A 26,751-nucleotide genomic window follows, 5' to 3' on the forward strand; every position below is an offset into this window, starting at 1 on the left:
GGTGGTCGGTCGTGACGGACCGCGACCACCGACCGCCGACTGCTGTGGTCGCCGACGGTGTCGATACGGCTAAACGCCGACTCATGGAGTCCCTCCCCGATAGCCTGAAGCGCCGACTCGTCGGCCCGTACAACCGCGTGCTGACCGTCAAGGCGAACCGAGAGTATCGAAGTCGCCAACGAACGCTTCCGTCGCGGACGCCTGCCGACGACGCACCGGACCACATCGTCTGTGTCGTCGTCGATGCGCTCCGTGCCGATGCAATCACTCCAGAGGATAGCCCCTTCCTGCACGCTCGACTGCAACGTGACCTCGTGACACCGGCCCCGTGGACGTTCCCCGCTGTGTCCTCGCTTGTCACCGGTGCGTACCCCCACGAACACGGCGCAGTCCGACAGTCCGACGAATCCAACACCGGTTCGACGGACCTCGTCATCCCGCCGAAACTCCCCTCCGACCGTGAGACACTCCCTGATGTCCTCGGCAGTGCAGGCTACGATACCTACGGCGGATTCTCGTTCCACATGCCGTTTTTCGCTATCGGCGGGCGGTTCCGAACCCACGCCGTTTACGACAAGGCCACGGCCGGGACCGTCTTCGGCGACTTCCGCGACTGGCTCACCGAGACCGACCGCGAGAAGACGTTCTCGTATCTTCACATCGGCGACCTCCACGAACCGGTTGACCCGCCCGCATCCTACTGGGGGCGGTACGAACTCGACCGCTCGATCCCCAACCTCACGACGTGGGATTACACCGATGCCGCCGACCCCGGTCCCGAAGGTGAACGCTATCGTGACCACCGCAAGCGACTCTACCGGGCCGCACTCGCCTACGTCGATGACCGACTCGAACGCCTTCAGTACGTCCTCGACAGCAAACTCGACGGCAACGTTGCCTTCGTCGTGACGGGCGACCACGGCGAGGCGTTCTGGGAACACACCGGATTCGACGCGAACCACTTCGTCGATTCCCGACCCGCCTACTGCGTCGACCACGGCGGGACGCCCTACGAATCGCTGGCTCGCGTCCCGCTCGCGGTCGATGGTCTCGACTTCGGCCCTGCGACCAACTCTGACGGTCTCGCCTCACTTATCGACCTCGCGCCGACCCTCCTCGACGTGACTGGTCTCGATGGCGCACTATCTTCGACCGGACTCTCGCTCCGTGATGGCGTCCCCGCTGACCGAATTCCGCTCGTCGAGAGCGCGCGATACGGCTACGAGAAGAAAGCGGCGTACCTCGACGAGTGGAAACTCATCGTCTCACGAAGCGACGACGAATCGGTCGGCTTCTGCCTCCCCGACGAAGAACCGACCGACCTTCCAGCGGATATCGAACGCCAACTGACAGACGCCCTCCCCGCGTGGCCAGACGGCGAACGAGCCGACGTTCGCGTCTCAGGAATGGCCCAACAACGACTAGAGGACCTCGGTTATGTCTAATCTCGCACACCCAATGCAACACCAACACACGACGACGACCACGAATCGCACGACGAACACGCTCACCTCGGAGGTGCGCAGATGAAAGTCTGCGTCATCGGCCTCGATGGTGCCACGTGGGACCTCTTGGACCCGTGGCTCGACGACTTGCCGACCATCAAATCGTTCGCCGACGAGCGCCGGGCGACACTCGATAGCTGTATTCCACCGCTGTCGATGCCCGCGTGGAAGGTCTACTCCACCGGAATGAACCCCGGTGACCTCGGCGTCTTCACCTTCGTCGAACCCGACTTCGAAGAAGAGCAGTTCAAGACCGTCACGAACGAGTCCTTTACGACGCGAGAAATCTGGGACTACCTCGGCGAACACGACCACAAGAGCGCCGTCGTCAACATGCCGACGACCTACCCTCCGCGCGATATCGACGGATGGCAAATCAGCGGTCCCTTCTCGGGCAAACAGGAAGACTACACTCGCCCCGAAGAACTCGGTCGAACCCTCGACCGTAACGGGTACACTATCCTCCCAGAGTACTACCTCTCGCGCGACCCTGACGACATCGACGAAGCGGTCGATTCGGTCGAGACGAAACTCCAGACTGCGCTCGGATTCACCGAGACGGCGGATTTCGTCCACACGACGCTGTATCTCACCGATACGGTCCAGCACACCGAGTGGGACTCGCCAGTCTGTAAGTCGTTCTGGGAGTCCGTCGACGAGAAACTCGCGTGGTTCCTCGACGAACTCGACGACGAGTGGAACGTCGTTCTCATGTCGGACCACGGGTTCGGCTACACGAAGGGTCGGTTCTACCTCAACACGTGGCTCGAACAGGAGGGCTACATCCACATCGACGACTCCGGATTCGACTTCGGCGACCTGTTCGGCCTCGTCGGTCTCGACTACGACCGGGCGCTCGCACTCATGCAGAAACTTCGCGTCTCGGGTCTCGTCCTCGAAACACTCCCCGAGAGCTTCCTCCGCAAAGTCGCTCGTCAGATGCCCGGAAACCGGAAATTGGAGGGCTTAGAGGACAAAATCGACTGGAACGCCGACGCCGTCGCGCTCGCGCCGCTCATCTATACGCGAAACAAAGCGGTGGCCGACGAGATTCGGAGCAAACTCCTCGAAGTCACCGACAAGTACGGCGATTACATCATCGACGAGGTGTACTACGGCGAGGACATCTACCCCGACGCCGACGTGCGTGTTCCAGACCTCGTCATCAAGCACACCGAGTACGGTATCAGCGACATCGTGAAACCGGGTGTCTTGTTCGAGTACGACGGCGACTGGCGACACCACAAGACCGCTCACCACCGCCGCAACGGCATTCTCACCGCTCGCGGCCCCGACGTGGAGGATATCGAGTTCGACACGCCGCGGTTGTACGACCTCACGCCGACGATTCTCGACGGCTTCGGCATCGACATCCCGCAAGACATGCGCGGGCAGAGCCTCGGATTCCTCGGCTCGAACAGCCAACGTCGGCCACTTCCCGTCGAGCGCAACGTCGAGCGCGTCGTCGAACACGACGCCGCCGTCGAAGAGAAACTCAAGAACCTCGGCTACCTGTAGATGACTCCACGCTTCGATGACCTGCGCGAACATCCGAGTGTCACCCCAAGACTCGTCCATGCAGTGTGTTTCGTGGTGTTCCTCATCGTCTACGCGTACCTCCTCCGAGGCATCACCATCGGACGACTGTACACCTTCGGTGACTTTCCCCCCTTCTACGGCATGGGTGGTATCGAGAAGTTCACCGACGTGTGGGTCAACCAAGGACTGGGATTCTCGTACATCTACCACGTCCTCCCGCTCTACATGGGCGTACTCACGCTCATCGGCGGCGTCCTCGCACAGAACCTCCTCTTCCTGTCGTTCCTGCCGATTGGGTATCTCACCTTCGTGGTCTTCGGCGAGCGGTTCATCGAGTCAATTCCAGTTCGACACCTCGCGGCGTTCGTCTACGCCATCAACCCGCTGACCATCGGTGAGTTCGTCAACGGTGGGATGGCCGCACTCATCGGCTACGCGGCGCTCCCACTTCTCCTGCACTACATGTACGATATCGTCGATACCGACGGGTGGGAAGCTACCCTCAAGACGGGAGCCGTATTCGGGGCGACGACAGTCAGTCCGTGGCTCGGCTTCTGGATGGTCGCGCCCTTCGCCGCGTATCTGGTCTATCGCGTACGCGAGGGACCGAAGACAATCCTGAAACTCTGTGTCTCGGGTGTCCTTGGTGTCATTCTCTCGCTGCCGAGCGTTCATCACATGCTTCAGCGGGCGCTCGGATTCGATTCTGGGCAAAGCGTCTTGGAGACGACGCTCGCGTGGAATTACACCGAAGCAAGTCTCTTCGCAGTCGCTCGCCTCGCGGGTAACCACGGCGTGATGGCGATGAACAAACTGGGGTACAACACCGACCCCGCGATGCTCATCGGTCTGGTCATTCCGGGCGTCGCCCTCCTCGCAATTCGACAGCGCCGTCTTCACGTCTACTACGCCATCGCCGGGTCCATCATCGCGTTCATGGTGCTGACCAAATACGGGCTTACGACCGTCCTGTTCGAGACGCTCCCGCCCGTGTGGTCGCTTCGAAACCCGGTGAAACTCCAGTACCCGCTGTTGGTCTGTCTGAGCATCTTGTTCGGTGCGGGCCTCGAAACCGTCCTCGGCGACCCCCGCGAGCCGACCGGGTTGCTGAAGACCAAACGTGCTCGTTCGGGATTCGCACTCACCGACGGCGGTGTCGAACGAGGGAGTAACGCTCTGGTCGTCGCACTCGTCATCCTCGCGCTACTGGCGTACGCCGCCCCCGCTTCAGGTGCGCTGGGTCTTCAAGAGGTTCGTGGCGACGGCTACTACGTCCCCCAGGAACAGACCGAACTCACCGACGACTTGGATGGGACGGTGTTGTGGGTTCCGTACGGCTACACCACGCAACTTCGCTTGCGGTACGCCTATCCCGACCACCTCGGCATCAAGAGCGGCGGCGTCCTTCACGGTATTCAGAACACCGAGTACGTCTCTGACATCTATTACCAGTTCGTCGATAATCCCGACTCCGTCCACGGCCAACTCGCACGACAGGGCGTGAAGTATATCGTCGTCGAGTCGGACCCACCGGAGGACATCACCTACGGCCCGCCCCGCGTCGTCGAACGCTGGGGTGCGCCGTGGCTCTGGGGGTCACCAGAGGATTACAACACGGCGCTCGACGAGAGCAGTGGCTACGAGTACGCTTACACCTCGGGTGAGTACACCGTCTACCGCGTTGTGGACGCGACCGACCGCGAGCGAATCGAAGAGTCGCAGGGCGTCCACCGCCTTTACTACCCCAACGCCACCGACGATATCGTGCCCGAGGGTCCGAACCTCGTCGCCAACGGCGAGTTCGACGATGGACTCGAAGAGTGGTGGTCGTGGGACGGAGAGAACGGCACACAAACGACTGTCATCAACACGTCCGAGGGTCGCGCAGTGGTGATGGAGACCGAATCGGGTGACCTCTACCCCATCGCCCAAGAAGCAGACGTCGAACAGGGTCAGCCCTACAAACTCACGCTCGATGCCGAAGGCTCGGGGAACATCTACCTGTACTGGTACAACGGGACGCGTTCTCCGGACAACCTGGTCGAACGTGAGAGCTACGCGCTCAACGACACGCCACAAACAGTCGTCTCACACGGCTCGACCCTCTCGATTCGCATCAGGCCGAACTCTTCGTGGGTCCAAATCGACAGCGTCTCGCTCCAAGAGACGACGTACCCACGAGACGTCGGCTTCGCCGCCAACACCGACGACGTTCCGGGTGTCGTCATCGACGGAAGGCAGTCGAACGAGACCGTCGGCGTCGCTGTCGGCGTCAACCTCAACGAGAGCGAGACGGCCGCAGTAGCGCCCGACGTTCGCATCCGCGACGCCGAGACGGTCCTCGATGGCGAACTCGTCTACGACGAGGACTACCGACAGGGTGTCGGCGTGTTGGTTTCCGACGACGACGTTGACGAGTACGTCCCCGACGATGCGCGCGCGGTCACCTTCGACCACCCGGACGGAACCGTCCTCGATTACTGGGTCGTCGGCGAGTTCGACGACCGACCGGTGACGGTACTCTACACCTCCTACGACGAACGTTGGGAGGGTCCAGCCAACGCGACGCACTTCCGGGCGTACGGATGGGCCAACGGCTACATCAACGCCGCTCCTTCCGAAATCAACTGGACTGGTGGAACCGTCCGGACGTGGGTCGTCAACGCGTGGGCCGGAAGTTGGATTCTCACGCTCGGCGCACTCGGGGTCATCAACGTCCGAAAACGCCGTCGTCGGGCTGAGCGACAAAATCGGTCGCGTCTATGAGGAGACAGACTGACCTCGCCACCGAGTTCGCCACTCGGCTACGGGGCCGTTCGTCCACCTACGCACTCCTCGTGGCGTACTTCACGATACTCAGTCTCCTCGTCTTCTACCCGCTGTTGAAACCGGGGTTCGTCCTCACGTTGGACATGATTTTCGCACCGAACGCCGAGTACCTCCAGTTCGGTCTCCACACGAAAGGGCCGCTGTACTACGGGAGACTCCCTTTCCTCCTCGCTCTCGATGCGCTTGCAGTGGTTCTCGACGATTGGGTGATTCAGAAACTCGTTCTCGTGTCGATTCCACTTCTCTGTGGCCTATCGATGTACGTCGCGTGCGAGTCGCGCACGCGCACGCGTGTCGCCCCGCTGTTCGCCGGGACAGTGTACGCCATCAACCCGTTCGTCTACGTGCGCCTGCTCGCCGGTCACTGGTACTTCCTCTTGGGATACGCATTCGTCCCGCTGGCCGTCGTCGCCTTCGACGAGTACGTCGATTCCGAGACGAACCGTGCGCTCGTTCGCGCGGTTGGATGGACGACGCTCGTCAGCGTGTTCGACCCGCACGCGACGGTACTGGTCGCCCTTCTCGGGTGTTGTCTGTGGGCCGTTCGAGTCATTCCAGCGGCGCTGGAGGCCTCCGATATCACTACAGATGTGGTCCTGCGAGGCGACGTGCGTCGGCTTGCTACCTTCTCTCTCGTCGCCGCCGCGGTCAACGCCTATTGGCTTCTTCCAGCGGCCACTTCCACGGTCAGTGGTGGAACGTCTCTCTCGTCTATCTCCGGTGCCGATTTGACGGTGTTCAGCGCCAGTGGCACCGTCGCGGGCAACGTCCCGCTCTCGGTTGCGATGCTGTACGGATTCTGGCGAGGCGGAGCGACGACTACCTTCGATATCTTTCCAATGTGGGTCGTCGGAGTGCTGTTCGCTGCTGTGGTCTACTGTGCAATCTCTGGGGTTCTCCAGCACTCGACAGATTCGACAGTTCGCGGCATCGTCCTCGCCGCTGTGTTCGGGTTCGTGCTGAGTTTGGGTGTGAGTACAGCAGTGTCAGAACCGTTCGTTCGCACGCTCTTCGAGGCTATTCCGTTCCTCCGCGGAATGCGAGATACACAGAAGTTCGCGGGTGTACTCGTACTGGCGTATGCCTTCCTCGGTGGTCTTGGAGTCGATGCGCTCGTTCCACGCCGAAGTCAGGGTCTCATGGCCGCACACGATACCTCGAACGCCATTCGCTTCGCCCTCGTCGCACTTCTCGTGTTGGCACCGCTCGCCTACACCGCGCCGATGTTCGCGGGACTCGACGGCCAACTCGACACGACGACCTATCCCGATTCGTGGTCAGAAGCCAACGACCAGATGGGAACCGAAGGCTCGGGGCGGGCGCTCTTTCTCCCGTGGCACCAGTACCTGACGTTCTCGTGGACCGACCGACGGATTGCAACACCCGCCGAGCTATATTTCGACCGGCAGGTCATCGAGGGGCGGAACATCGAAGTCGGGGGTATCGAGACGCACGCGACTGACCCGAGCCACACTCGCGTCCGCGAGGCGCTCGAATCGCCGACTGACCCGGCGTTCGGTGACCAACTCGCGTCGGTCGGTATCCAGTACGTCGTCCTCGCCCACGAAGCCGACTACGAGCGATACGAATCTCTTGGCTCGCACTCCGACTTTTCGGTCGCGTTCGATGGCGCAGAACTCACCGTGTACGAGAACGAGGCGTTCGAAGAGACACGGGGCGAGTGGCCTCGGGCCGGACCGCCGATTCCGGGTCTCGCATTGGCGCTCGGTTGTCTCGTGTCTGCGGGCGCTGGTGGACTCCTCTTGCGGTGTTTCGTCAGCGACTTTTGAATCATTCGATGGAAGTCGAAGATGCGGGCCGCTTCGAACCGTTCGCGGATGTCCACTTTCGAAGCTCTGATACCCGCAAGAAATCTCATTCGCCCACAAAAATTTTCGAATCCGATAGATTACTTGGGCTGGTGCAAAGACTTCCTCACCGAAGCAAAACTTCGTTGGCGAATTAGACAATCTTTACATGCAGAAGAATCAATCATGGATTGATGCAAGGGTCCAACCAAGACTGGTGGCCGAATCAGTTGAAATTGAATATCCTCGACCAGAACGCTCGTGATGTCGATCCGATGGGCGAGGAATTCGACTACGCCGAAGAGTTCGAGAGTCTCGACCTCGACGCCGTGAAGGCAGATATCGAGGAGGTCATGACGTCGTCGCAGGACTGGTGGCCAGCCGACTATGGTCACTATGGTCCACTCTTTATTCGGATGGCGTGGCACAGCGCCGGGACGTACCGCACCAGTGACGGTCGCGGTGGCGCGGCTGGCGGCATGCAGCGCTTTGCACCGCTCAACAGTTGGCCCGACAACGCGAACCTCGACAAGGCACGCCGACTGCTTTGGCCCGTCAAGCAGAAGTACGGCAAGAAACTCTCGTGGGCCGACCTGATGATTCTGACCGGAAACGTCGCGCTCGAATCGATGGGCTTCGACACGTTCGGCTTCGCTGGTGGCCGCGAAGACGCCTTCGAACCCGACGAGTCCGTCTACTGGGGTCCGGAGAACGAGATGGAAGCCTCCGACCGCTTCGACGAAGACGGCGAACTCGAAAACCCGCTCGGTGCCTCCGTCATGGGTCTCATCTACGTGAATCCAGAAGGACCGGACGGTCAGCCTGACCCGCTCGCGTCGGCGAAGAACATCCGCCAGACGTTCGACCGCATGGCGATGAACGACGAAGAGACGCTCGCACTCATCGCCGGTGGACACACCTTCGGGAAAGTCCACGGTGCTGACTCCGGTGAGAACCTCGGCCCAGAACCTGAAGCGGCACCCATCGAACAGCAGGGCCTCGGCTGGGAGAACGAACACGGCTCCGGCATGGGTCCCGACACCATCACCAGTGGAATCGAAGGTCCGTGGACCTCTTCGCCGATTCAGTGGGACATGGGCTACCTCAGCAACCTGTTCGAGTACGAGTGGGAACCGCACAAAGGCCCCGGTGGCGCGTGGCAGTGGAAGCCGAAGGGTGCAGACGCAGACGCCATCGACAAGGCACCTGACGCGCACGACTCGTCGAAAGAGCAGACCCCGATGATGCTCACGACGGACATCGCGCTCATCCGCGACCCCGACTACCGCGAGATTGCAGAGCGGTTCCACGAGAACCCTGCAGAACTCAAAGACGCCTTCATGAAGGCGTGGTACAAACTGACCCACCGCGACATGGGCCCACCGTCCCGGTTCCTCGGTCCCGAGGTTCCAGACGAAGCGATGCTGTGGCAGGACCCACTTCCCGAAGCCGACTACGACCTCGTCGACGAGGACGACGTCGCCGAACTCAAAGACGAAATCCTCGCTTCGGACCTCTCTGTCTCCGACCTCGTCTCGACTGCGTGGGCGGCGGCATCGACGTACCGCGACAGCGACAAGCGCGGTGGCGTGAACGGCGCACGCATCCGCCTCGAACCGCAGGCGAACTGGGAAGTCAACGAGCCTGAGAAACTGGCAACAGTGCTGGAGACGCTCGAAGGCATCCAAGAAGACTTCAACAGCTCGCAGGACGACGGGACGAACGTCTCGCTCGCCGACCTCATCGTTCTCGGTGGCTACGCAGCCGTCGAACAGGCCGCAGCAGACGCTGGCTACGACGTGGAGATTCCATTCGAACCTGGACGTGTCGATGCCACCGAAGAACACACCGACGTGGAGTCGTTCGAGGCGCTCAAGCCCGATGCAGACGGCTTCCGTAACTACCTCGCAGACGACCTCGAAACCGAGATGTCGCCCGAGGAGATGCTGGTCGACAAGGCACACCTGCTCGACCTGACGGCACCCGAGATGACGGTACTCGTCGGCGGGATGCGCGCACTCGACGCGAACTACCAGCAGTCGGACCTTGGTGTCTTCACCGACGAACCCGAGACGCTGAACAACGACTTCTTCGTGAACCTGCTCAGCATGGACACGGAGTGGAAACCGTCCGACGAATCCGACAACGTACTCGAAGGCTACGACCGTGAGACGGGCGAACTCGACGCGAAGGCCACCCGCGTGGACCTCATCTTCGGTTCGCACTCTCGACTTCGCGCCCTCTCGGAAGTCTACGGAACCGACGACGCAGAGGAGAAGTTCGTCGAGGACTTCGTCGAGACGTGGCACAAAGTGATGACCCTCGACCGTTTCGACCTCGAATAACCGCAGTGTCGCAACGCTGGGTTAGCTGTGGACGGCCGCTTTGCTCCCACCACAATCCCCACCCTTGCGTTGCAACTGAGTCGTGCGTTTCTTTTCTTGGCCGATAGCCAACCTTGGTCACGACACCTGTCTACGGCGGAACGTTCTTCACCGTCGCCACCGCCGACTCTGGTATGTCTGAGCGTCTCCTCTCGGTCCTGTTCGCACTGGACGCGACACTCCTCGTCCTTCTCGTCGTCGCCTTCCAGTTCGCGCAACCGGGGACGGCCGCACACGCGATACTCCAGGTCTCACTCGGCATTATTCTCTTGACGATGGTCGGTATCGTCGTCGCCGCCCGCCGCAGAGTCTCGATGTTCGACGTCTAAGGCTGTTCATCGCCGGTGCGAGCGCCCCGTCACGTTTGCCAAAAAATATCAGATAAATTATTTATTGGCTCCCTACATCAAAACTATCATCAAAAATACATACATATCTTGCTGGTATTTGGGTGAGTATGTCTACCGATACCAGGGAAGACGTGGCACGCGCAGAACGACGAACACGGCGGCGATTTATGCAGGCAGCCGGTGCGGTTGGGGCTGCAGCACTCGCAGGGTGTACCGGTGGTGGGGACAGTTCGTCTTCGAATACGCAGACCACGAGCGACGATTCTGAAGATGACACTTCGACCACAGGTGAGGGCGAATCGGTCGAGATGACCGACCAAACGTTCGTCACGGCGACCACGAACGTCCCGAAAGATATGCAGTTCAACCCGTACGGGCAGCAGTACCCGGACCGCGCGGCGCTCGCCATCTTCGAGAATTTGCTCTACGTTAACGAAGCGACGAGTACGTTCATGCCGGGCGTCCTCGAATCGTGGGACATCGGTGACGAGGTGGTGACGCTCTCGGTCCGGGACGGATTCCACTGGCACAGCGGCGAAGCAGTCACGGCCGAGGACGTGGCGTTCAAATTCAAACTCGAAATCCACAACGGGGCACCCATCGGAAACATCGTCGAAGCCGAAGACGTGACGGTGGTCGATGACTCGACTATCGAACTCGGACTGCAACGTGCCGTCGCAGACGAAGTGTTCCTCTACTCGCTGAAGCCCATCGCGCTCGATACGCCTCGGTCGGAGTTCCAAGAGTTCCTCGATGCCTACGAGAGCGACGGTGAAGCACCCGGACTCGCCGAGATGACGCTCGACGAACCGAACGGAACTGGCCCGTTCAAATTCGTCCACGCGCGAAATCAGGAACTCGTCGCCGACCGATTCGAGGACCACCCCGACGCCGAACATATCAACTTCGCACGCTTCCGCTGGGACTACCTCGAGACGAATCAGAAACAGTGGCAGGCACTCCGAACTGACAACGTCGACGGCATCGACAACGTGTTCACGCCCGACAACATCGCGCAGTCCTACGGGGACCACGTCCGAGAGATTCCAATGCCAGCCAACTGGGGCATGGGAATCATGTTCAACCACGAACACGAACACTACAGCCAACAGAAGGTCAAACAGGCTATCCAGTACGTCATCGACCGCGAGAAACTCGCTCAGTCAGCGGGTCGGAAGATGCACGTCCCCGTCGAGGTGCCGTGTGGTCTCCCCGGAAACTTCGACGGCAGTTACAAAGACTGGCTCGGCGACTCGCTCTCTGACTTCGATGCGTACGAACCGAACACCGAGAAAGCCGCCCAACTCCTCCAAGAAGCAGGCTTCTCGAAGACCGATGGGACGTGGACCGACGAGAACGGCAAGCCGCTGGCGTTCCCGTACAAGATTCCCGCCGGGTGGAACGACTGGACCGCAGGCGGCCAGTCCATCGTGCAGGACCTCAACGACTTCGGCATCGATGCCTCGCTCAACCCGAGTCAGTCGTACTGGGGGGACATCTACGGCAGTCAGGACTACGTCGTCGCCGGACTCGGCTGGCCGGACGGAAAGCTCTACCCGTACTTCTCGCTCAACAAACTCCTCAACGGAACCCGCTCGCGGACGATTCTCAAGTTCCCGCGCGAAGTCGAAGTGACGCCGATTGGTGAACCCGACGGCGAGACGCGAACGGTCGAACTCGAACCCGAGTTAGAGGAACTGGCCGGACTCACGGGCGAGGAGGCCAAACAGAAGACCCAGGAGTTGGCGTGGATCATCAACCAGCATCTGCCGATGGCCCCGCTGATGGAGAAAATCGACCAGGCGTGGCTCACCACCGACGAGTGGAACACCGTCACGGAAGACGACGAAGATGCAATCGTCGATTGGCCACAGTACTACCTGCCGCGAGAGGGCAAACTGACCGCCAAGTCGGAGTAAGTGATGTACGAGTACTTCGTCAAGCGAACCGGACAGGCACTGTTCACGGCCTTCGTCGTGGTGTCGCTCTCGTTCGCACTCGTTCGCCTCATGCCGGGCAATCCCGCCGACCAACTCCGCGGGCAACTCATCCGGAACAACCCTGACCTCTCACAACAGGAGATCAACCGCCGGGTTGCAAACTACATCAATATCGACTTCTCGGCACCGCTCCACGAGCAGTACCTCTCGTACGTCTCGGGAATCCTTCAGGGTGACTTCGGCCGGTCGATTAGTCAGAACGCACCCGTCTCTGAGATTCTCGGCCAGGCGCTCCCGTGGACGATTTTCGCGTTCTCTATCGCCATCTTGCTGATGTTCGGCGTCGGTATCGCCCTCGGCGCGCTCATGGCCTACTGGGAAGGCAGCCGATTCGACGTCAGTTTCACGGGCGTCGGCATCGTCCTCAACTCGACGCCAAACTACGTGACGGCGCTGTTGTTCCTCTACGTGTTCGGCTTCACTCTCGGGTGGTTCCCGACGAGCGGCCACATCTCTTCACAGGTGACACCGGTCGTCGACCCACTCCAACCGGTCGCCACGTACGACTTCGTCGCGAATGCGACCTACCACGCGAGCCTCCTCATCGCATCCGTCGTCATCACCGGCTTCGGTGGCGTCGCCCTCGCGATGCGTGGCAACAGTATCCAGGTACTCGGTGAGGACTACCTTCGAGTCGCCCGACTTCGTGGCCTCTCGGACTCCCGTATCGCACTCCGATACGTCGCCCGCAACGCGATTCTCCCGATGTACACGGGTCTCTTGCTCGCCTTCGGTGCTATCATCGGCGGGTCGGCGATTCTTGAACAGGTGTTCACCTACCCGGGACTCGGCTACTACATCGTCACGGCCGTCGACGCCCGCGACTACCCGCTGATGATGGGTGGCTTCATCCTCATCACGCTCGCCGTCGTCGTCGGTGCGTTCATCGCCGACCTGACCTACGGCCTCGTGGACCCGCGTGTTTCCACTGGAGGTAACGCATGAGCCAAGAAAATCAGACGACGTCTGCCTCTGCAGGCGGCTTCGGAACCGTCGCAGAGTCGTCGCTGAGCCGAACTGAACGGTCTCAACGCGTTCTCGACCTCTGGGTCGTCGCCCCGATGCGAGTCGTCTGGGACGACATCCGCGCCCGTATCGGGACGGTTCTGGTCGTTGGATTCGTCTTGATGGGACTCCTCGGCCCCGCAGTCGTGGTCGAGCCACGGCTCGGCCAAGCACCGCTCCTCGTCGGCCCCTTCCAAGGTGGCATCGTCGGCGGCAGTTGGTACGAACTCGCGAGTACGTCGGTCTTTGGACTGTCTGTCCCCTGGGTGGCGTTCCACTGGCCGCTCGGAACCGACAACGTCGGTCGTGGCATCCTCGAACAGGTCGTTCACGCGACACCCGGGATGCTGCTGATGATTGCGAGCGCTGGTGTGTTCGTCACCGTTCTCGGAACGAGCGTTGGCGCGCTCGCAGGGTACGCCGGGGGCCGCCTCGACCGGGCGCTCTCGACGGTCATCGATATCGTGTTGACGCTGCCGGGACTGCCGCTGTTGCTCATCTTGGTCGCACTCCTCGAACCGAAGAACCCCATCGTCCTCGGTATCGTCCTCTCGTTACAAGGGTGGGCGGGAATGGCCCGCGCCATCCGCTCGCAGGTACTGACGATTCGCTCGACGTCCTACGTCGAGGCGGCTCGCGCGATGGGCTTGTCCACGCCAGCTATCGTCGCGAAAGAAGTCGTCCCCAACATCATGCCCTTCGTGATGATTAACATGGTCAACGCCATGCGCGGGGTCATCTTCGCCTCCGTCGGCCTGTACTTCCTCGGATTGCTGCCTTACAGGTCCGTCGTCAATTGGGGCGTCATGCTCCAACTCGCCTACTCGAACGGCGGGTTGCTCACACTCGATGCTGCCCACTGGCTCATCACGCCGATGGTCACTATCATCCTGCTGTCGATGGGACTCATCCTGTTCGCACAGGGGATGGACCGCGTGTTCAACCCGCGAGTCCGTGCGCGACACTCGAAGACGACCGCCGATTCTGCCGATTCGCTGGACGACGAGTCCATCAAATCGGCGAGCAGATGGACGAACGCAGGGGGGGGCCAATGAGTCAAACGACCCCGACCCACGACGAGACGATAGACTCGAAACAGCGGGATATCGTCCTCGAGTGTCGGAACCTCTCGGTCTCGTTCGACATGGACCGCGGCACCTCGCGCGTCCTCCACGACGTGGACATCGACATCCGACGCGGCGAAATCATCGGTATCGTCGGCGAATCCGGTAGTGGCAAGTCGATGTTTGCCTCTGCACTCCTGAACGCCGTTGTCAACCCCGGAATCACAGAAGGCTCTGTCACCTACAACCCGCGCGACGGGTCGCCAATCGACGTCCTCGAACTCGACAAGGGACCACTTCGGAACCTTCGCTGGGAGGACATCTCCATGGTGTTCCAGGGGGCGATGAGTTCGTTCAACCCGACGATGGACTTCCGCGAACATTTCGTGGAGACCCTCGAAGCCCACGACTACCACGTGGGCGACGGCATGCGTCGGGCGAAAGAACTCCTCGCGGACCTCTATCTCGACCCCGAGCGCGTCCTCGACTCGTACCCGCACGAACTCTCCGGCGGGATGAAACAGCGGGCGCTCATCGCGCTCTCGCTCGTACTCGAACCCGAGGTACTCGTCATGGACGAACCGACGGCGGCGCTGGACTTGCTCATGCAGCGGTCTATCATCAGCCTCCTGTCGGACCTCCGCGACAAGTACGACCTCACGATGGTCTTTATCACGCACGACCTGCCGCTCATCACGAAACTGGCAGACCGCATCGGCGTCCTCTACGCATTCGAATTCGCCGAGGTTGGTGAGACGACCGAGATGGTCAACGACCCGAAGCACCCCTACACCCGTGCCTTACTCAACGCGACACCAAACCTCGACGCACCGCTCTCCGAAATGCGCCCAATCGCTGGCTCGGCACCCGACCCCGTCGCCGTGCCGACTGGGTGTCCGTACCACGAACGGTGCCCGATGGCGACCCCAGAGTGTGCGGACGTGAAACCGCCGATGGAGGCGGTATCGAACTCGCACGAAGTGGCCTGTCACCATTGGTCCGACGTGGACGACGAAATCCCTCTCTCGACGGGGGTAGAGCGATGAGTTCCGACCAACCGGTCCTCTCGCTTTCGGACGTGAATGTACACTTTACCAAAGACGGCGGCGGGTTGAACCCCTTCGCCGACCGCCCGACGGTCCGCGCTGTCGACGGTGTTTCGCTCGATATCGGGAGCAACGACGTGGTCGCCATCGTCGGCGAATCGGGCAGCGGAAAGACGACGCTCGGAAAGACCGCAGTCGGTCTGCAAAAACCGACCGGCGGGAGCATCTCGTTCCGCGGCCAAGACATCTGGGAAGCCAAGAAGTGGCGGTCGAACCCGTCGATTCCGTTCGACGAGATTCGTCGCTCGCTCCAGATAATTCACCAAGACCCCGGCGCGGCGTTGAACCCGAACCGGACGGTTCTCTCGTCGCTTGCTGCCCCGCTGAAGCGATGGAACCCTGACCTCGATTCGGAGGACCGCGAAGCACGCATCCTCCACTTCATCGAGCGCGTCGGGATGTCTCCCCCAGAAGACTACGCCCATCGCTACCCACACCAACTCTCTGGTGGGGAAAAACAGCGCGTCGCACTCGTCCGCGCCCTCTTGATGAATCCGGATGTCATCCTCGCCGACGAGGCCGTGAGTGCACTGGACGTGAGCCTGCGCGTCGAGATGATGGATCTGATGCTCGAACTGCAATCGCAGTTCGACACCTCCTTTCTCTTTATCAGCCACGACCTCTCGAACGCCCGGTACATCGCCGAACACGCAGGCGGGCGTCTCGGCGTGATGTACCTCGGTGAGTTGGTCGAACTCGGCCCCGCTGACGAAGTTCTCCAGAACCCACAGCACCCCTACACGAAGGTTCTGAAGTGGGCGACGCCAGAACTCGGCGTCGACGAGGGACCGAGTGGGCCACCCATCCGCGACATCGACATTCCCGACCCGGTGAACCCGCCCTCTGGTTGCCGATTCCACACGCGGTGCCCGCACGCGACCGAGCAGTGCCGAACTGCCACCCCTTTGGCAACCGCCGTCAGCGACGACGGTCGCCATCAGGTCGCCTGCTATCGCTCGGCCGACGACGACGCCTACTGGAACAGTTCCCCGCTCGACGGTGCAACACTCGATTCCGATGAGATGACTCTCCATGACTAACGACAACTCCACACAGACGAACCGCACGTTCTCCAGACGCCGGTATCTCGCTGGTCTCGGTATCCTCGGCACCGCTGGCCTCACCGGCTGTGCGAGTGCTTCCGAGGAGCCCGAGACGACAGCGACGACGACGAACCAACTTTCAGACGACACGACGACCGAAGCCGTCCAAGCCGCTTCGGGCGTCGTCAGTGTCGGCGCGGGCAGTTACACCACGACGCTTCCCTCGGGAGAGGGGTCGCCGCCCAGCCAGGTCTACGCGACGGGCGACATCTCCGCACCGTATCCGACGAACGACTGGTGGAGTAGCATCCTCTTCGAACAGTACGGCTCGCCGCTGTGGGCACACCCGCTCGCCGCGATGCCGACGAGCGACGGACTCGACCTGTCTCACCCCACCGAGTGGCTGTTCTCGAACCAGAATGGAGACGCGAACCGCGACAACATCGCCGAGATGGACGCGACCACCGACGTCACCCTCTCGACGACCGGTGGGTCGTTCCTCGACACGCAGTGTGCAGGATACGGCGATTGGCACACCGTCGTCCGCTGGGGTGCTGGTGACTCTACGACGCCAACGCTCGACGTGACACTCACGCAGGGGTCGCCGTTCGCCTTCGCCGAAATCGCGGGTGCAGACGCCGAACTCACGTTCGCTGCGACACCCACCGTCTGGGCCGACCAGGGCAACGTCCTCGGCGTCTCGGTCAACGGCCACCACTACGGTATCTTCGCGCCTAGCGGTGCCACCTGGAGCGGTCTCGGCTCCGCGACGCTCACCAGCGCGCTCGGCGGGTCGGGTTACTTCACGCTCGCAGTCCTCCCTGAAGCGACGACGACGGCGCTCGCGCGCTACGAGTCGTACGCCTACAACCAGATTACCGGAACGACTGTCTCGTGGACCTACGACGAGGCGGCTCGTGAGGTCCGGACGACCCACACGTTCCAGACGAACGCCCGCGCCGAATCGTCGGCGACGGGAACCATCGCCGGTCTCTATCCGCACCAGCACAAGAATACCACCACCACACTCGACGGCGATACGTTCGTCTCGCCGCGCGGCACCATGCAGACGACGACGGGAACGTCGTTCGAGACGGTGCTTTCGCTCCCACCACTCCTGCCGTACATGCCCGATGTAGGGTCTGTTGAGCAGACTCGCCTCGCCGGATACGTTGACGACGTAGAAGCCGAGTCACCGCTCGTTCGCGTCGGTCCGGACACGCCCGGCGACGGGACCTATTGGACGGGGAAGAACTACGAGCGGTTAGCGCAGTTGCGTCCCATCGCCGAACAGGTCGGCGACTCGGCGGCGGCAGATACGTTCGTCACGGCGCTCCGAAACGACCTCGAAACGTGGCTCGATGCGACCGCCTCGGGTTCGACCGACTCCGAGGACGTGTTCTACTACGACGATACGTGGGGAACACTCGTCGGCTACAACGACTCGTTCGGCTCCGGGGCGGACCTCAACGACCACCACTTCCACTACGGCTACTACGTCAAAGGGGCCGCCGAAATCGCACGGCGAAACCCGGCGTGGGCCGACGCGGCCAACTGGGGTGGCATGATGGACCACATCATCCGCGACTACGCGAACCCCTCGCGGACGGACTCGATGTATCCGTTCTTGCGGAACTTCGGTCCCTACGCCGGTCACTCGTGGGCCTCCGGTAACGCGGGATACGAACTCGGTAACAATCAGGAATCGTCGTCTGAGTCGGTCAACGCGTACGCCGCAATTCTCATGTACGGCGAGTTCACCGGCGACACGGAACTTCGTGACCTCGGCGCGTACCTTGTCGCCCACGAGACGGCCGCCGTGGACGAGTACTGGTACGACGTGGATGAGGAGAACCACCCCTCGTCGTGGGACTACAGCTACGCCGCGATTGTGTGGGGTGCGGGCTACAAGTACGATACGTGGTGGACCGACGACGTGGAGGCGATTCACGGTATTAACGCGCTTCCGGTCGGCGGCCACTCGCTCTCGCTTGGCCGCAATCGCGCTGCTGCTTCGGCGACCTACGACGAACTCGTCGCGGCGAACGGCAGCGACGACTTCGACTACTGGCCCGACATCCTCTGGGAGTACCGCGCATTCAGCGACCCAGCCGACGCGCTGAGCCTGTTCGAGGCAGATGCGTCGAGCTATGCGGTCGAATTCGGCGAGTCGAAAGCCCACACCTACCGGTGGCTGACGGCCTTCGACGGCCTCGGCGCGGTCGATACCAGTGTCTCGGCTGACACACCACTCGCCGCCGTCTTCGACGATGGGTCCGCGAAGACCTACGTCGCCTACAACGCCGCCGACACGGAGACGACCGTGAGTTTCTCTGACGGAACGTCGCTCTCGGTTTCGGCGAACTCTCTGGCGACGAAAGGTGGAAGCGACTCCGGGTCGGGTGGCACCGGTGGCTCGTCCGCGCCTACCATCGACTCGATGTCGGTGAATGCGTACGCTAGCGGACCGTGGAACAACGCTACCATCGATTGGGCCGTCTCCGACGCCGACGGTGACCTTCAGTCTGTGACCATCGAACTGCTCGACGGTTCTGGCACGGTGCTTGACGCACAAGCCATCTCTGTCTCCGGTGGCTCCGCCTCGGGTTCGACGAACGTTCGGTCGAAGAGCAGTCCGTCGTCAGTCTCTCTGACGGTGACCGACGTTGCCGGCCAATCAACCAGTAAAACTACATCTCTATGACAACTCACGAAACACAGATGACGCAGATTGACGAGACGGACGACCACGTCGAGACACTTCTCGACGAGATGACGCTCCGTGAGAAGGCAGGTCAACTCGCGGGCACGTACGTCGGCACGCTCGAAGAGACCCGAACCCTCGACGACGCCGAGGAGATGGTCCGTGAGGACGGCATCGGCTTCGTGACGCCGTTCGGATACGGTGCGTCACCCCACCGAGACTCGGCGGAAGTCGTCGAAATAGCGAATGAACTCCAGCGAATTGCGACCGAAGAGACGCGTCTCGGCATCCCGATTCTCATTCCTGTGGACGCTATCCACGGCAACGCCTACGTCGAAGAGACGACGGTGTTCCCCCACAACCTCGGTGTCGCGGCGGCCCGTGACCGCGACCTCGTCGAGCAGATTGGGGCCGTCACGGCGACCGAAGTCGCCGCTACTGGGTCGAGTCTCACCTACGGCCCGACGTGCGATGTCGTCCGCGACCCCCGATGGGGCCGCACCTTCGAGACCTTCGGCGAATCGCCGTATCTCTGCGGCGAACTCGCTGCCGCGAAGGCTCGCGGTATTCATCGCGCACCGGTCGATGTCGCGGCTATGGCGAAACACTTCCCTGCCTACGGCGAGCCCGAGCGCGGCGAGGATGCCTCGCCCGTGGACAAGTCGCTCTCGTCGCTCTATCGTGACTTCCTGCCGCCGTTCGAGAAGGTCGTCGCCGAAGGTATCGAGGGTATCATGCCCAGCTACAACTCCATCAACGGCGAGCCATCTCACGGGTCGAACTATTGGCTCTCACAAATTCTCCGCGACGAACTCGGGTTCGACGGTTACGTCGCTTCCGACTGGAACGGCATCAACATGCTTCACCAGAATCACCGAGTTACCCGAACCCAGCGAGAGTCCGTCTTCCGGTCGTTCACCGCTGGCGTCGATGTCCACTCACTGGGCGAAACCGACCACATCGACCACATCGTCTCGCTGGTCGAATCCGGCGACCTCGACGAATCTGTGGTCGATACGGCTGTCCGCCGCGTCCTCCAACTCAAGACCGACGTCGGTCTGTTCGACGACCCCTACGTCGATGCCGCGGAGTCTGCCGAGACGCTCGGGACTGACGACAACCGAACCGTCGCCCTCGATGCAGCACGGAAGTCGATGACGCTCCTGAAGAACGACGAAGGCCGACTGCCGTTCGACCCCGAACTCGACGAATTGCTCGTCACCGGACCGAACGCCGACGAACTCACGCACCAAGTCGGCGGGTGGAGTCTCAAAGAAGCCGACGAACTCGACGGGACGACGATTCGAGAGGGTATCGAGTCGGTCGTCTCCGCAGACACCGCAGTTACCTACGAACGCGGAGCCGGAATCGACGAATCGGACGACCTCGACGCGGCGGTTTCGGCCGCAGAAGATGCCGACGCCGCCGTCGTCGTCCTCGGTGAGAACTGGTATCTCCACGAATTCGGTCCACAGGACGTGAACGGTCCGACCGAACGCTTCCCAAATCGCGCCCAACTGACCCTGCCGGAGGCTCAGCAGGAACTCCTCGAAGCAATTATCGAGACTGGCACGCCGACGGCGCTCGTTCTCGTCTCCGGTCGCCCGCTCGCGGTTTCGTGGGCCGCCGAACACGTCGATGCAATCGTACAGGCGTACTACCCCGGCGCAGACGGTGGACGTGCAGTCGCCGAGACGCTCTTCGGCGAACACAACCCGAGCGGGAAACTTCCGATATCTGTTCCGCGGTCGGAAGGACACCTCCCTGTTCGACACAACTATCTCCCACACCCGCACCCAATCGGCCCCGACGAACACCTTCCGTCGTACGACCCGCTGTGGGCGTTCGGTCACGGCCTCTCGTACACGACGTTCGAGTACCTCGACCTCTCTGTGTCTGCTGAATCGGTCGTCGAAGACAGCGAAATTTCGGTCTCGGTCACTGTCGAAAACACGGGTAATCGAGCGGGCGAGGAAGTCGTCCAACTCTTCGGTGGCCGCGAGTATTCCTCTGTCGTGACGCCCGTCGAGGAACTCATCGATTTCACACGCATCTCGCTTGCATCCGGTGAAGAGACGACTGTCGAGTTCGACGTTCCAACGGACGCGTTCGACGTGGTTCATCCGGACGGCACGAGCCGGTTCGAACCTGGGACGCTGTCACTTCGCTGTGAGTCGCTCGATGCGTCAGTAGAAGCAGTCGAACACTGAACCTCTAACACTAACCCTCCGTTTCGCTATCTTTCTTCGGACGGTTTCTCATCATAGTCGATATCGACGAGCGAAATCGTTCGCATCTCAATATCTTCGTACACCGCGCCCCATCCACCGATGAGGACGGTTCCATCGTCCGTCTCGAGTGTGACGTTTTTGTACGACCCGAGGTCCGAGAGCGCCAACCGCGATGGCTGGTGGTCGTCTCCGAGGAACGAGATGTCACCGACGGTTCCCTCCACAGAGGTTTCGGACTCGCTTGCAAGGTCAACTCCTTCGACCGTTACTCTGAGTTCGTACCCCGCTTGCCATAGCGGCACGCAGTCTCTCACCAGTTCCTCCATCGTGACGTAGGTGAACTGGTCCCGTTCGTCGATATAGACTGTCGGATAGAGGTTCCACAGACACGTGAGGTAGTACCAATGGAACACGAACGGGAGGATGCGGTCGTAGACCAGCACGCCGTAGTCTTCGTCTGAGCGCGTATTCGGCGCGAAACACGTTCGGTGGCGGTCGATAACGACGAGAAACGGCCCCGGAATAGTACACATTCGAAGTTCCGAGAACACACCGGTTGGGTCGAACGTTGACGGCGGTTGTTGACTCTCACCAGCGTAGACCGAGGCACGGACGACGACCCCACGCTCCCGGGCCTCACGGAGTGCTGGAAAGAGTACCTGCAGCTGCTCGAACGACCCCGCGACTTCGATGACTGTCTTTGCCTCACCGATAAGGGATTGGGCGTTTTCGACCGCCGTTTCGACACGTTTCGTGACACCGATTCGTGCGTCCATTCGTGCCGGGGTTCGGTACCGTTCGCGTACCGCTTCGGCGGCGTCGTTGAGGAGTTCTCCCCGTGTCTCCAAGTCTGCCATCGCCGCCTCTGGGTCGCACGGCCGCACGTAGAGTTTCTCTCGCTCGATTGTCTCGACGTAGCCTTTGGACTCCAAACTTCTGAGGACGTCGTACACTTGCGAGACGGGAACGGAACTCTCACGACCAACGTCGATTGCTGGGGAGACGCCCATCTCCAAGAGGGTCAGATAGGCGTCAGCTTGGTACGACGTGAGGTCCGCATACTCTAATGCTTGTGTGAGCGCCTCGCGGTCCATGCCAACACACACTCGATTGCATTACATGAACGCTTCGCAGACCCGTATCTCGTGATTGATGGCTATCTATTCGATTGTCTCTCGTACTTGTTGCTAATTACTAGGTGTCTTTGGCCCAGATGGTGTTGTAGTCTCCCTGTTGAACCCAGTCTACGGATTCGACGACTTCCTGAGTCGGTGATGTACCAACGACGATTGTAAACAGCGATTGGCGGAGTCAGTAACCTTTGTATGGGCGATTTGCGGGAGTGTGTTTCACCAGTTCCTCACCGACTGTTTGAAGAAAATCACTGGCCCCATCTCACTACCTGTTCCACGGTGATTCCTTGTTCAACCACCGAGCGGCTACTCTCTTCGCGCTTCGATTACTTCGTTCAACTCATCGACCCACTCGCGAGTGGGTTCGTTGATTGGTGCCCGCTCGCGTCGCCGATGGGTCAACGTCTCAGCGTAGGCGATGAGCCATTCGGAGTAGTCGATGCCAGCCTCGAGCAGTTCTTCGAGCTGAGTCCGGCAGAACTCTTCGAACGTGATGATAACAACCTCGACATTGTGAGCGGCCTCGAGGTTGGCTAGTCGCTCCTCGACGGTCGAATCGAACTCGGGTACTTCGTTGACGATGAAACCGACACGTTCGGTCTCAGGGTGACTCTCGAGCTTGTCGTCGAGTTCTCGCAGCTCTTCGGCGAGATACGGCTTCCCCCATTTGGCGTCCCAGGCGGTGTAGATGTGGAACTCATCGCTGGGGTGAACGACTTCGATGTCCGCAACGTTGCCGTGTTTCTTGTCTGCCGACCGCATCTGCGTCAGCGGCTTCAACCGCCCGCCAGTGGGGCTCACCTCGCCCAGCATCTCGTGGTCTTCAAGCACCTGGTACAGCGCGTGCAGGGCGACCTCGAAGATTCGTGCTGAGTGTGGTGAGTGTCGAAGGTGCGACTGGATAATCTCGAAAACCCCGTCGACGGTGACTCCCTCCCCACGCAGCGTACTCACTTGGTCGAGGAGCGCTTGGTTTCGGGCCTCCGCTTCGTCACCACGGTTGGCCAGCGCCAGGATGAGGTATCGAAGAGCCACCGCTGGATCGACTGTGCTTCCTTCGCGTTCGAGTTCCTCTACAAGTTCGCCCCATGCATCCTGAGCGCCGCGGAGGTTGGCCTTGTAGAACCGCCCATATGGGTAGTTCTCCGCCAACGTACGCGTCATCATGACGCCGTCCTTGTTGACCCGCAGGAGGTCGAACTCTCGGAGGGTTGGGGCGATGTACGTGCTGTCGATGGTACGCATCGAGATTCCTTCCTCCCAGCCGAAGTGATTCGAGCGGCGACTGCCCTTGTGCAGGCGAATGCTCTGCTCGGGTGTGATACTCTTGATGGCGAGTTGACCGACAGCAAGCCCAGCGAGCCCACGGCCACGCTCGCTGGTGATGGCAGCGACAATATCGTCGAGTAGTTGCTGAACGTCTTCGTCGGGGAACACGTCCAGTTCGTGCCCCGTCGTAGCTACCTGCTTAACCAGGTCTTCAAGGTAGCCATCGTCGAGGGTGTCGTGAATGCGCTGGTAACGGTCTCGGGCAGCGTTGGACTGCGTGCCCTCGTTGAATTTGGTCCGGTTTCCGTCGTCGTCGACGATGACGACACGGTCGTCGTGAACTATCATCCGTGGGTCTGGGTCGGCAGCGTTTCTCTGAACCATCTACAGTACACTGTTTGACTCTTTGGTTATAAATCTCAGTACACTGTAGACAAAATAGTATTTAAATAATGGTGTACTCTACAACGATTGGATAGTATAGGGACGCTCGCGTGTCCCCTTCTCCGAATAACCGTCACCGATTTCGCATGCATATGTCTCCTAGTTGTCTCCTAGACACCTGAACAAAAGACAGAGATAAGTCCGGGGAACACAGTCCGTATGACAATGCCGAATGGTGGCCACGATGTCTGAACCAATCAAGGTTGCCAGCCTCTTCTCGGGAGCGGGAGGGCTCGATATCGGGTTCAGTGAACATCCAGCGTTCGAGGTCGTTCTCCACCTCGACGTTTACGATACCGCGATCGAGACGCTGAATGCGAACAAAGGAACGTACGTCGACGCCAGTTCGGTTATCCTCAACGAGGACGTGACCGAATTTGCGGCGGATTTAGAGCAAGGGAACTACGAGAAGTACGGACTCGATTCGAGTCTCGCCGACGAGATTGACTTCGTTATCGGTGGACCGCCCTGTCAGCCGTTCTCGGCGGCCGCTCGGCGCGCGGGCGGAACTGTTGGCACTGACAGCGAAGAGGGACAACTCTTCATGGCCTACGTCGACCTTCTGGACATCTGGCAGCCGAAAGGGTTCCTCTTCGAGAACGTCTACGGTGTCACCTCGAACGAAGAGGACTGGGAACCTATCGTCGAGGCGTTTCAGGGCGCTGGCTACGAGGTGGAGAAGCCGCGAACTGCTCGAACTTTGGATGCCGCAGATTACGGTGTCCCGCAGCATCGCGAGCGCACGTTCATCGTCGGCGTTCACGAGGACAAGGAGACTGCAACCGCGGCGTTCAGGTTTCCAAAACCAACTCACGGCCCGGACTCCGAAGATGGCCCAGATCTGATATCCGCCGGAGAGGCACTCGAGAAGGTCGATTCGAACGGGGCAAACGAAGACGACACCTACCGAATTACCTCGAAGCACGCGCCGTTGCTCGATGACATCCCTCCCGGCCTGAACTACGCGTTTTACACCGAGAAGTTGGGTCATCCCGACCCCGTGTTCGGATGGCGCTCTCGGTTCTCTGATTACCTCTACAAGGCGGACCCCGAATCGCCAGTCCGGACGCTGAAAGCTCAGCCCGGTGCGGCTTCCGGTCCGTTCCACTGGGAGAACCGTAAGTTCACCGAGGCCGAACTCAAGCGACTGCAATCGTTCCCAGACGATTACGTTCTCGAAGGTGGATACGGACACGTCGTCAAGCAGATTGGAAACTCGGTGCCACCGCGAATCGCGTGCGTTCTTGCAACTGCAATCGGAAATCAACTGTTCGGGTACGAACTCGACGAAGAGGAGGCAACGCAACTCTTCGATACCGAGGTATTCGACGGCACCCCGCGCATCGAACCGATGCCTGATAGTTACGAGCTGAACTTCCGATCCCGCAAGCGTACCAGCTCTGAGGAGTACAAGCAGATGGCTCGAATGCAGCTCGAAAAACTGGGTCTGTGGGAGCCAGCAAACGCTCGCGAGGCGGGACAGAAAGGCTTGGAGAACTTCACCGGTGACGGCGACTCGGATGGTGGTGAAAAAGACCATCGAACGGTTCACTGGGGGTTCTCAGCGGACTCGCATTTCGATAGCGAGTCCGCAGAGACTGCAGAGGGTGTTAGCGAATACCCGCAGACGTACACCGTAGAGAGCAAAATCAACGGCCAAACACTGGCTATCGAAGTGGAGGGTTCCGACGAAGCCGAAGGACGAATCGAACTGGCTCTCTGGCGAAACCACGGTTCGCTGCTCGCATCACTTGGTGTGAATCGTATCGAACTTGCTGCAGATGGTGTGAATCTCGAGGAGGTGTTCCCGCTCTGGTATATTCTCAAACAGGATGTCCTTGCCAGGACGCGATACGAGAAGCTCGTGGACATCGTCGGGCACTACTCGACGACGAAAGACGACTACTCGTCTACGATCACTGTTACCGACGTAGCGGAGTCGGAAGAACTCGTTCGGACCCTCGAGTTCGTGAGCGATGCAGAGAACAGCAATACTGAGTGGACGCTTCCGAGGCTGACCAAGCGTGTCGGCTGCCCGCCGGTCGAGATCGTAGATGCGTTCCAACAACTTCGTCGATGGCGGTACGAGATTCGCACACCAACCACGGATAGGACGATGGGAACCGACGAGAATGGACACGAGAATATCCTGTTTACCTACCCATTCCCTGATTTAACCTCGACCTCTCACTTCGACGAAACCGTCGACCTCGACAGACTCTACGAAGAGGCACGAGAGATGGAGTCTGCTGAGAACTCAAAGCAGGCGATGGAAACTGACGGCGGTCAGTAACCGGTCGAGTAAACACCTTGACCGCTGTTACTCAGCTGAGCAGG

16 protein-coding genes are annotated in these 26,751 nt (G+C 60.6%); 14 read left to right on the forward strand and 2 right to left on the reverse strand.

Annotated features, from left to right (window positions below; genetic code table 11):
- Positions 1-11 precede the first annotated feature (11 nt).
- From ACK509_RS09550 to ACK509_RS09610, 13 genes are all read left to right on the forward strand, one after another.
- A complete protein-coding gene (locus ACK509_RS09550) occupies positions 12-1,445 on the forward strand; it encodes a sulfatase-like hydrolase/transferase (RefSeq protein ID WP_410766310.1) in 1,434 nt (477 codons plus the stop codon).
- Positions 1,446-1,526: 81 nt separating this feature from the next.
- A complete protein-coding gene (locus tag ACK509_RS09555; protein WP_410766311.1) occupies positions 1,527-3,023 on the forward strand; it encodes an alkaline phosphatase family protein in 1,497 nt (498 codons plus the stop codon).
- Complete coding sequence (locus ACK509_RS09560; RefSeq protein WP_410766312.1) at positions 3,024-5,810, forward strand: hypothetical protein; 2,787 nt, start codon at positions 3,024-3,026, stop codon at positions 5,808-5,810.
- Positions 5,807-7,663, forward strand: coding sequence for a hypothetical protein (locus ACK509_RS09565; RefSeq protein WP_410766313.1), 1,857 nt, complete (start codon positions 5,807-5,809; stop codon positions 7,661-7,663). The genes ACK509_RS09560 and ACK509_RS09565 overlap by 4 nt, the downstream gene beginning before the upstream one ends.
- A 212-nt stretch (positions 7,664-7,875) precedes the next feature.
- A complete protein-coding gene (katG, locus tag ACK509_RS09570; RefSeq protein ID WP_410766314.1) occupies positions 7,876-10,026 on the forward strand; it encodes a catalase/peroxidase HPI in 2,151 nt (716 codons plus the stop codon).
- A gap of 173 nt (positions 10,027-10,199) precedes the next feature.
- Entirely contained in the window at positions 10,200-10,394 is a 195-nt protein-coding gene (locus ACK509_RS09575; RefSeq protein ID WP_410766315.1) for a hypothetical protein, read from the forward strand.
- A 128-nt stretch (positions 10,395-10,522) separates the two neighbouring features.
- Complete coding sequence (locus tag ACK509_RS09580) at positions 10,523-12,334, forward strand: ABC transporter substrate-binding protein (RefSeq protein WP_410766316.1); 1,812 nt, start codon at positions 10,523-10,525, stop codon at positions 12,332-12,334.
- Between the two features lie 3 nt (positions 12,335-12,337).
- Entirely contained in the window at positions 12,338-13,360 is a 1,023-nt protein-coding gene (locus tag ACK509_RS09585; RefSeq protein ID WP_410766317.1) for an ABC transporter permease, read from the forward strand.
- Entirely contained in the window at positions 13,357-14,475 is a 1,119-nt protein-coding gene (locus ACK509_RS09590) for an ABC transporter permease (protein ID WP_410766318.1), read from the forward strand. Before ACK509_RS09585 ends, ACK509_RS09590 begins: the two co-directional genes overlap by 4 nt.
- Positions 14,472-15,530 (forward strand): ABC transporter ATP-binding protein, encoded by a 1,059-nt coding sequence (locus ACK509_RS09595; protein ID WP_410766319.1) that lies wholly within the window; start codon positions 14,472-14,474, stop codon positions 15,528-15,530. The genes ACK509_RS09590 and ACK509_RS09595 overlap by 4 nt, the downstream gene beginning before the upstream one ends.
- Positions 15,527-16,630 carry an ABC transporter ATP-binding protein gene (locus ACK509_RS09600; protein WP_410766320.1) on the forward strand — a complete coding sequence of 368 codons (1,104 nt, stop codon included), beginning with the start codon at positions 15,527-15,529 and terminating at the stop codon, positions 16,628-16,630. The genes ACK509_RS09595 and ACK509_RS09600 overlap by 4 nt, the downstream gene beginning before the upstream one ends.
- Positions 16,623-19,337: a glycosyl hydrolase gene (locus ACK509_RS09605; protein WP_410766321.1), complete on the forward strand. Its 2,715-nt coding sequence runs from the start codon at positions 16,623-16,625 to the stop codon at positions 19,335-19,337. Before ACK509_RS09600 ends, ACK509_RS09605 begins: the two co-directional genes overlap by 8 nt.
- Before the next feature lie 17 nt (positions 19,338-19,354).
- The gene (locus ACK509_RS09610) at positions 19,355-21,547 is read left to right on the forward strand and encodes a glycoside hydrolase family 3 N-terminal domain-containing protein (protein ID WP_410766322.1); all 2,193 of its coding nucleotides are present in this window, start codon (positions 19,355-19,357) and stop codon (positions 21,545-21,547) included.
- Positions 21,548-21,573: 26 nt separating this feature from the next.
- Here ACK509_RS09610 and ACK509_RS09615 read toward each other — a convergent pair whose 3' ends face one another.
- Both ACK509_RS09615 and ACK509_RS09620 read right to left on the reverse strand, forming a co-directional pair.
- A complete protein-coding gene (locus ACK509_RS09615) occupies positions 21,574-22,662 on the reverse strand; it encodes a TrmB family transcriptional regulator (protein WP_410766323.1) in 1,089 nt (362 codons plus the stop codon).
- A 345-nt stretch (positions 22,663-23,007) separates the two neighbouring features.
- Positions 23,008-24,354, reverse strand: coding sequence for a DNA methyltransferase (locus ACK509_RS09620; protein ID WP_410766324.1), 1,347 nt, complete (start codon positions 24,352-24,354; stop codon positions 23,008-23,010).
- 244 nt (positions 24,355-24,598) lie between these two features.
- Here ACK509_RS09620 and ACK509_RS09625 point away from each other — a divergent pair, with 244 nt between their 5' ends.
- Positions 24,599-26,707: a DNA cytosine methyltransferase gene (locus ACK509_RS09625; RefSeq protein ID WP_410766325.1), complete on the forward strand. Its 2,109-nt coding sequence runs from the start codon at positions 24,599-24,601 to the stop codon at positions 26,705-26,707.
- The last annotated feature ends 44 nt before the right edge of the window (positions 26,708-26,751 follow it).

The organism is Haloferax sp. DFSO60 (genome assembly GCF_046557615.1).
Taxonomy (GTDB): domain Archaea; phylum Halobacteriota; class Halobacteria; order Halobacteriales; family Haloferacaceae; genus Haloferax.

What these genes read in the sequence shown, in the direction of transcription:
- ACK509_RS09610 (WP_410766322.1), top strand. Translation starts at nt 19,355, where the DNA reads ATGACGCAGATTGACGAGACGGACGACCACGTCGAGACACTTCTCGAC.
- ACK509_RS09590 (WP_410766318.1), top strand. Translation starts at nt 13,357, where the DNA reads ATGAGCCAAGAAAATCAGACGACGTCTGCCTCTGCAGGCGGCTTCGGA.
- ACK509_RS09620 (WP_410766324.1), bottom strand. Translation starts at nt 24,354, where the DNA reads ATGGTTCAGAGAAACGCTGCCGACCCAGACCCACGGATGATAGTTCAC.
- katG (WP_410766314.1), top strand. Translation starts at nt 7,876, where the DNA reads ATGCAAGGGTCCAACCAAGACTGGTGGCCGAATCAGTTGAAATTGAAT.
- ACK509_RS09580 (WP_410766316.1), top strand. Translation starts at nt 10,523, where the DNA reads ATGTCTACCGATACCAGGGAAGACGTGGCACGCGCAGAACGACGAACA.
- ACK509_RS09605 (WP_410766321.1), top strand. Translation starts at nt 16,623, where the DNA reads ATGACTAACGACAACTCCACACAGACGAACCGCACGTTCTCCAGACGC.
- ACK509_RS09585 (WP_410766317.1), top strand. Translation starts at nt 12,338, where the DNA reads ATGTACGAGTACTTCGTCAAGCGAACCGGACAGGCACTGTTCACGGCC.
- ACK509_RS09555 (WP_410766311.1), top strand. Translation starts at nt 1,527, where the DNA reads ATGAAAGTCTGCGTCATCGGCCTCGATGGTGCCACGTGGGACCTCTTG.
- ACK509_RS09615 (WP_410766323.1), bottom strand. Translation starts at nt 22,662, where the DNA reads ATGGACCGCGAGGCGCTCACACAAGCATTAGAGTATGCGGACCTCACG.
- ACK509_RS09595 (WP_410766319.1), top strand. Translation starts at nt 14,472, where the DNA reads ATGAGTCAAACGACCCCGACCCACGACGAGACGATAGACTCGAAACAG.
- ACK509_RS09565 (WP_410766313.1), top strand. Translation starts at nt 5,807, where the DNA reads ATGAGGAGACAGACTGACCTCGCCACCGAGTTCGCCACTCGGCTACGG.
- ACK509_RS09625 (WP_410766325.1), top strand. Translation starts at nt 24,599, where the DNA reads ATGTCTGAACCAATCAAGGTTGCCAGCCTCTTCTCGGGAGCGGGAGGG.
- ACK509_RS09600 (WP_410766320.1), top strand. Translation starts at nt 15,527, where the DNA reads ATGAGTTCCGACCAACCGGTCCTCTCGCTTTCGGACGTGAATGTACAC.
- ACK509_RS09575 (WP_410766315.1), top strand. Translation starts at nt 10,200, where the DNA reads ATGTCTGAGCGTCTCCTCTCGGTCCTGTTCGCACTGGACGCGACACTC.
- ACK509_RS09560 (WP_410766312.1), top strand. Translation starts at nt 3,024, where the DNA reads ATGACTCCACGCTTCGATGACCTGCGCGAACATCCGAGTGTCACCCCA.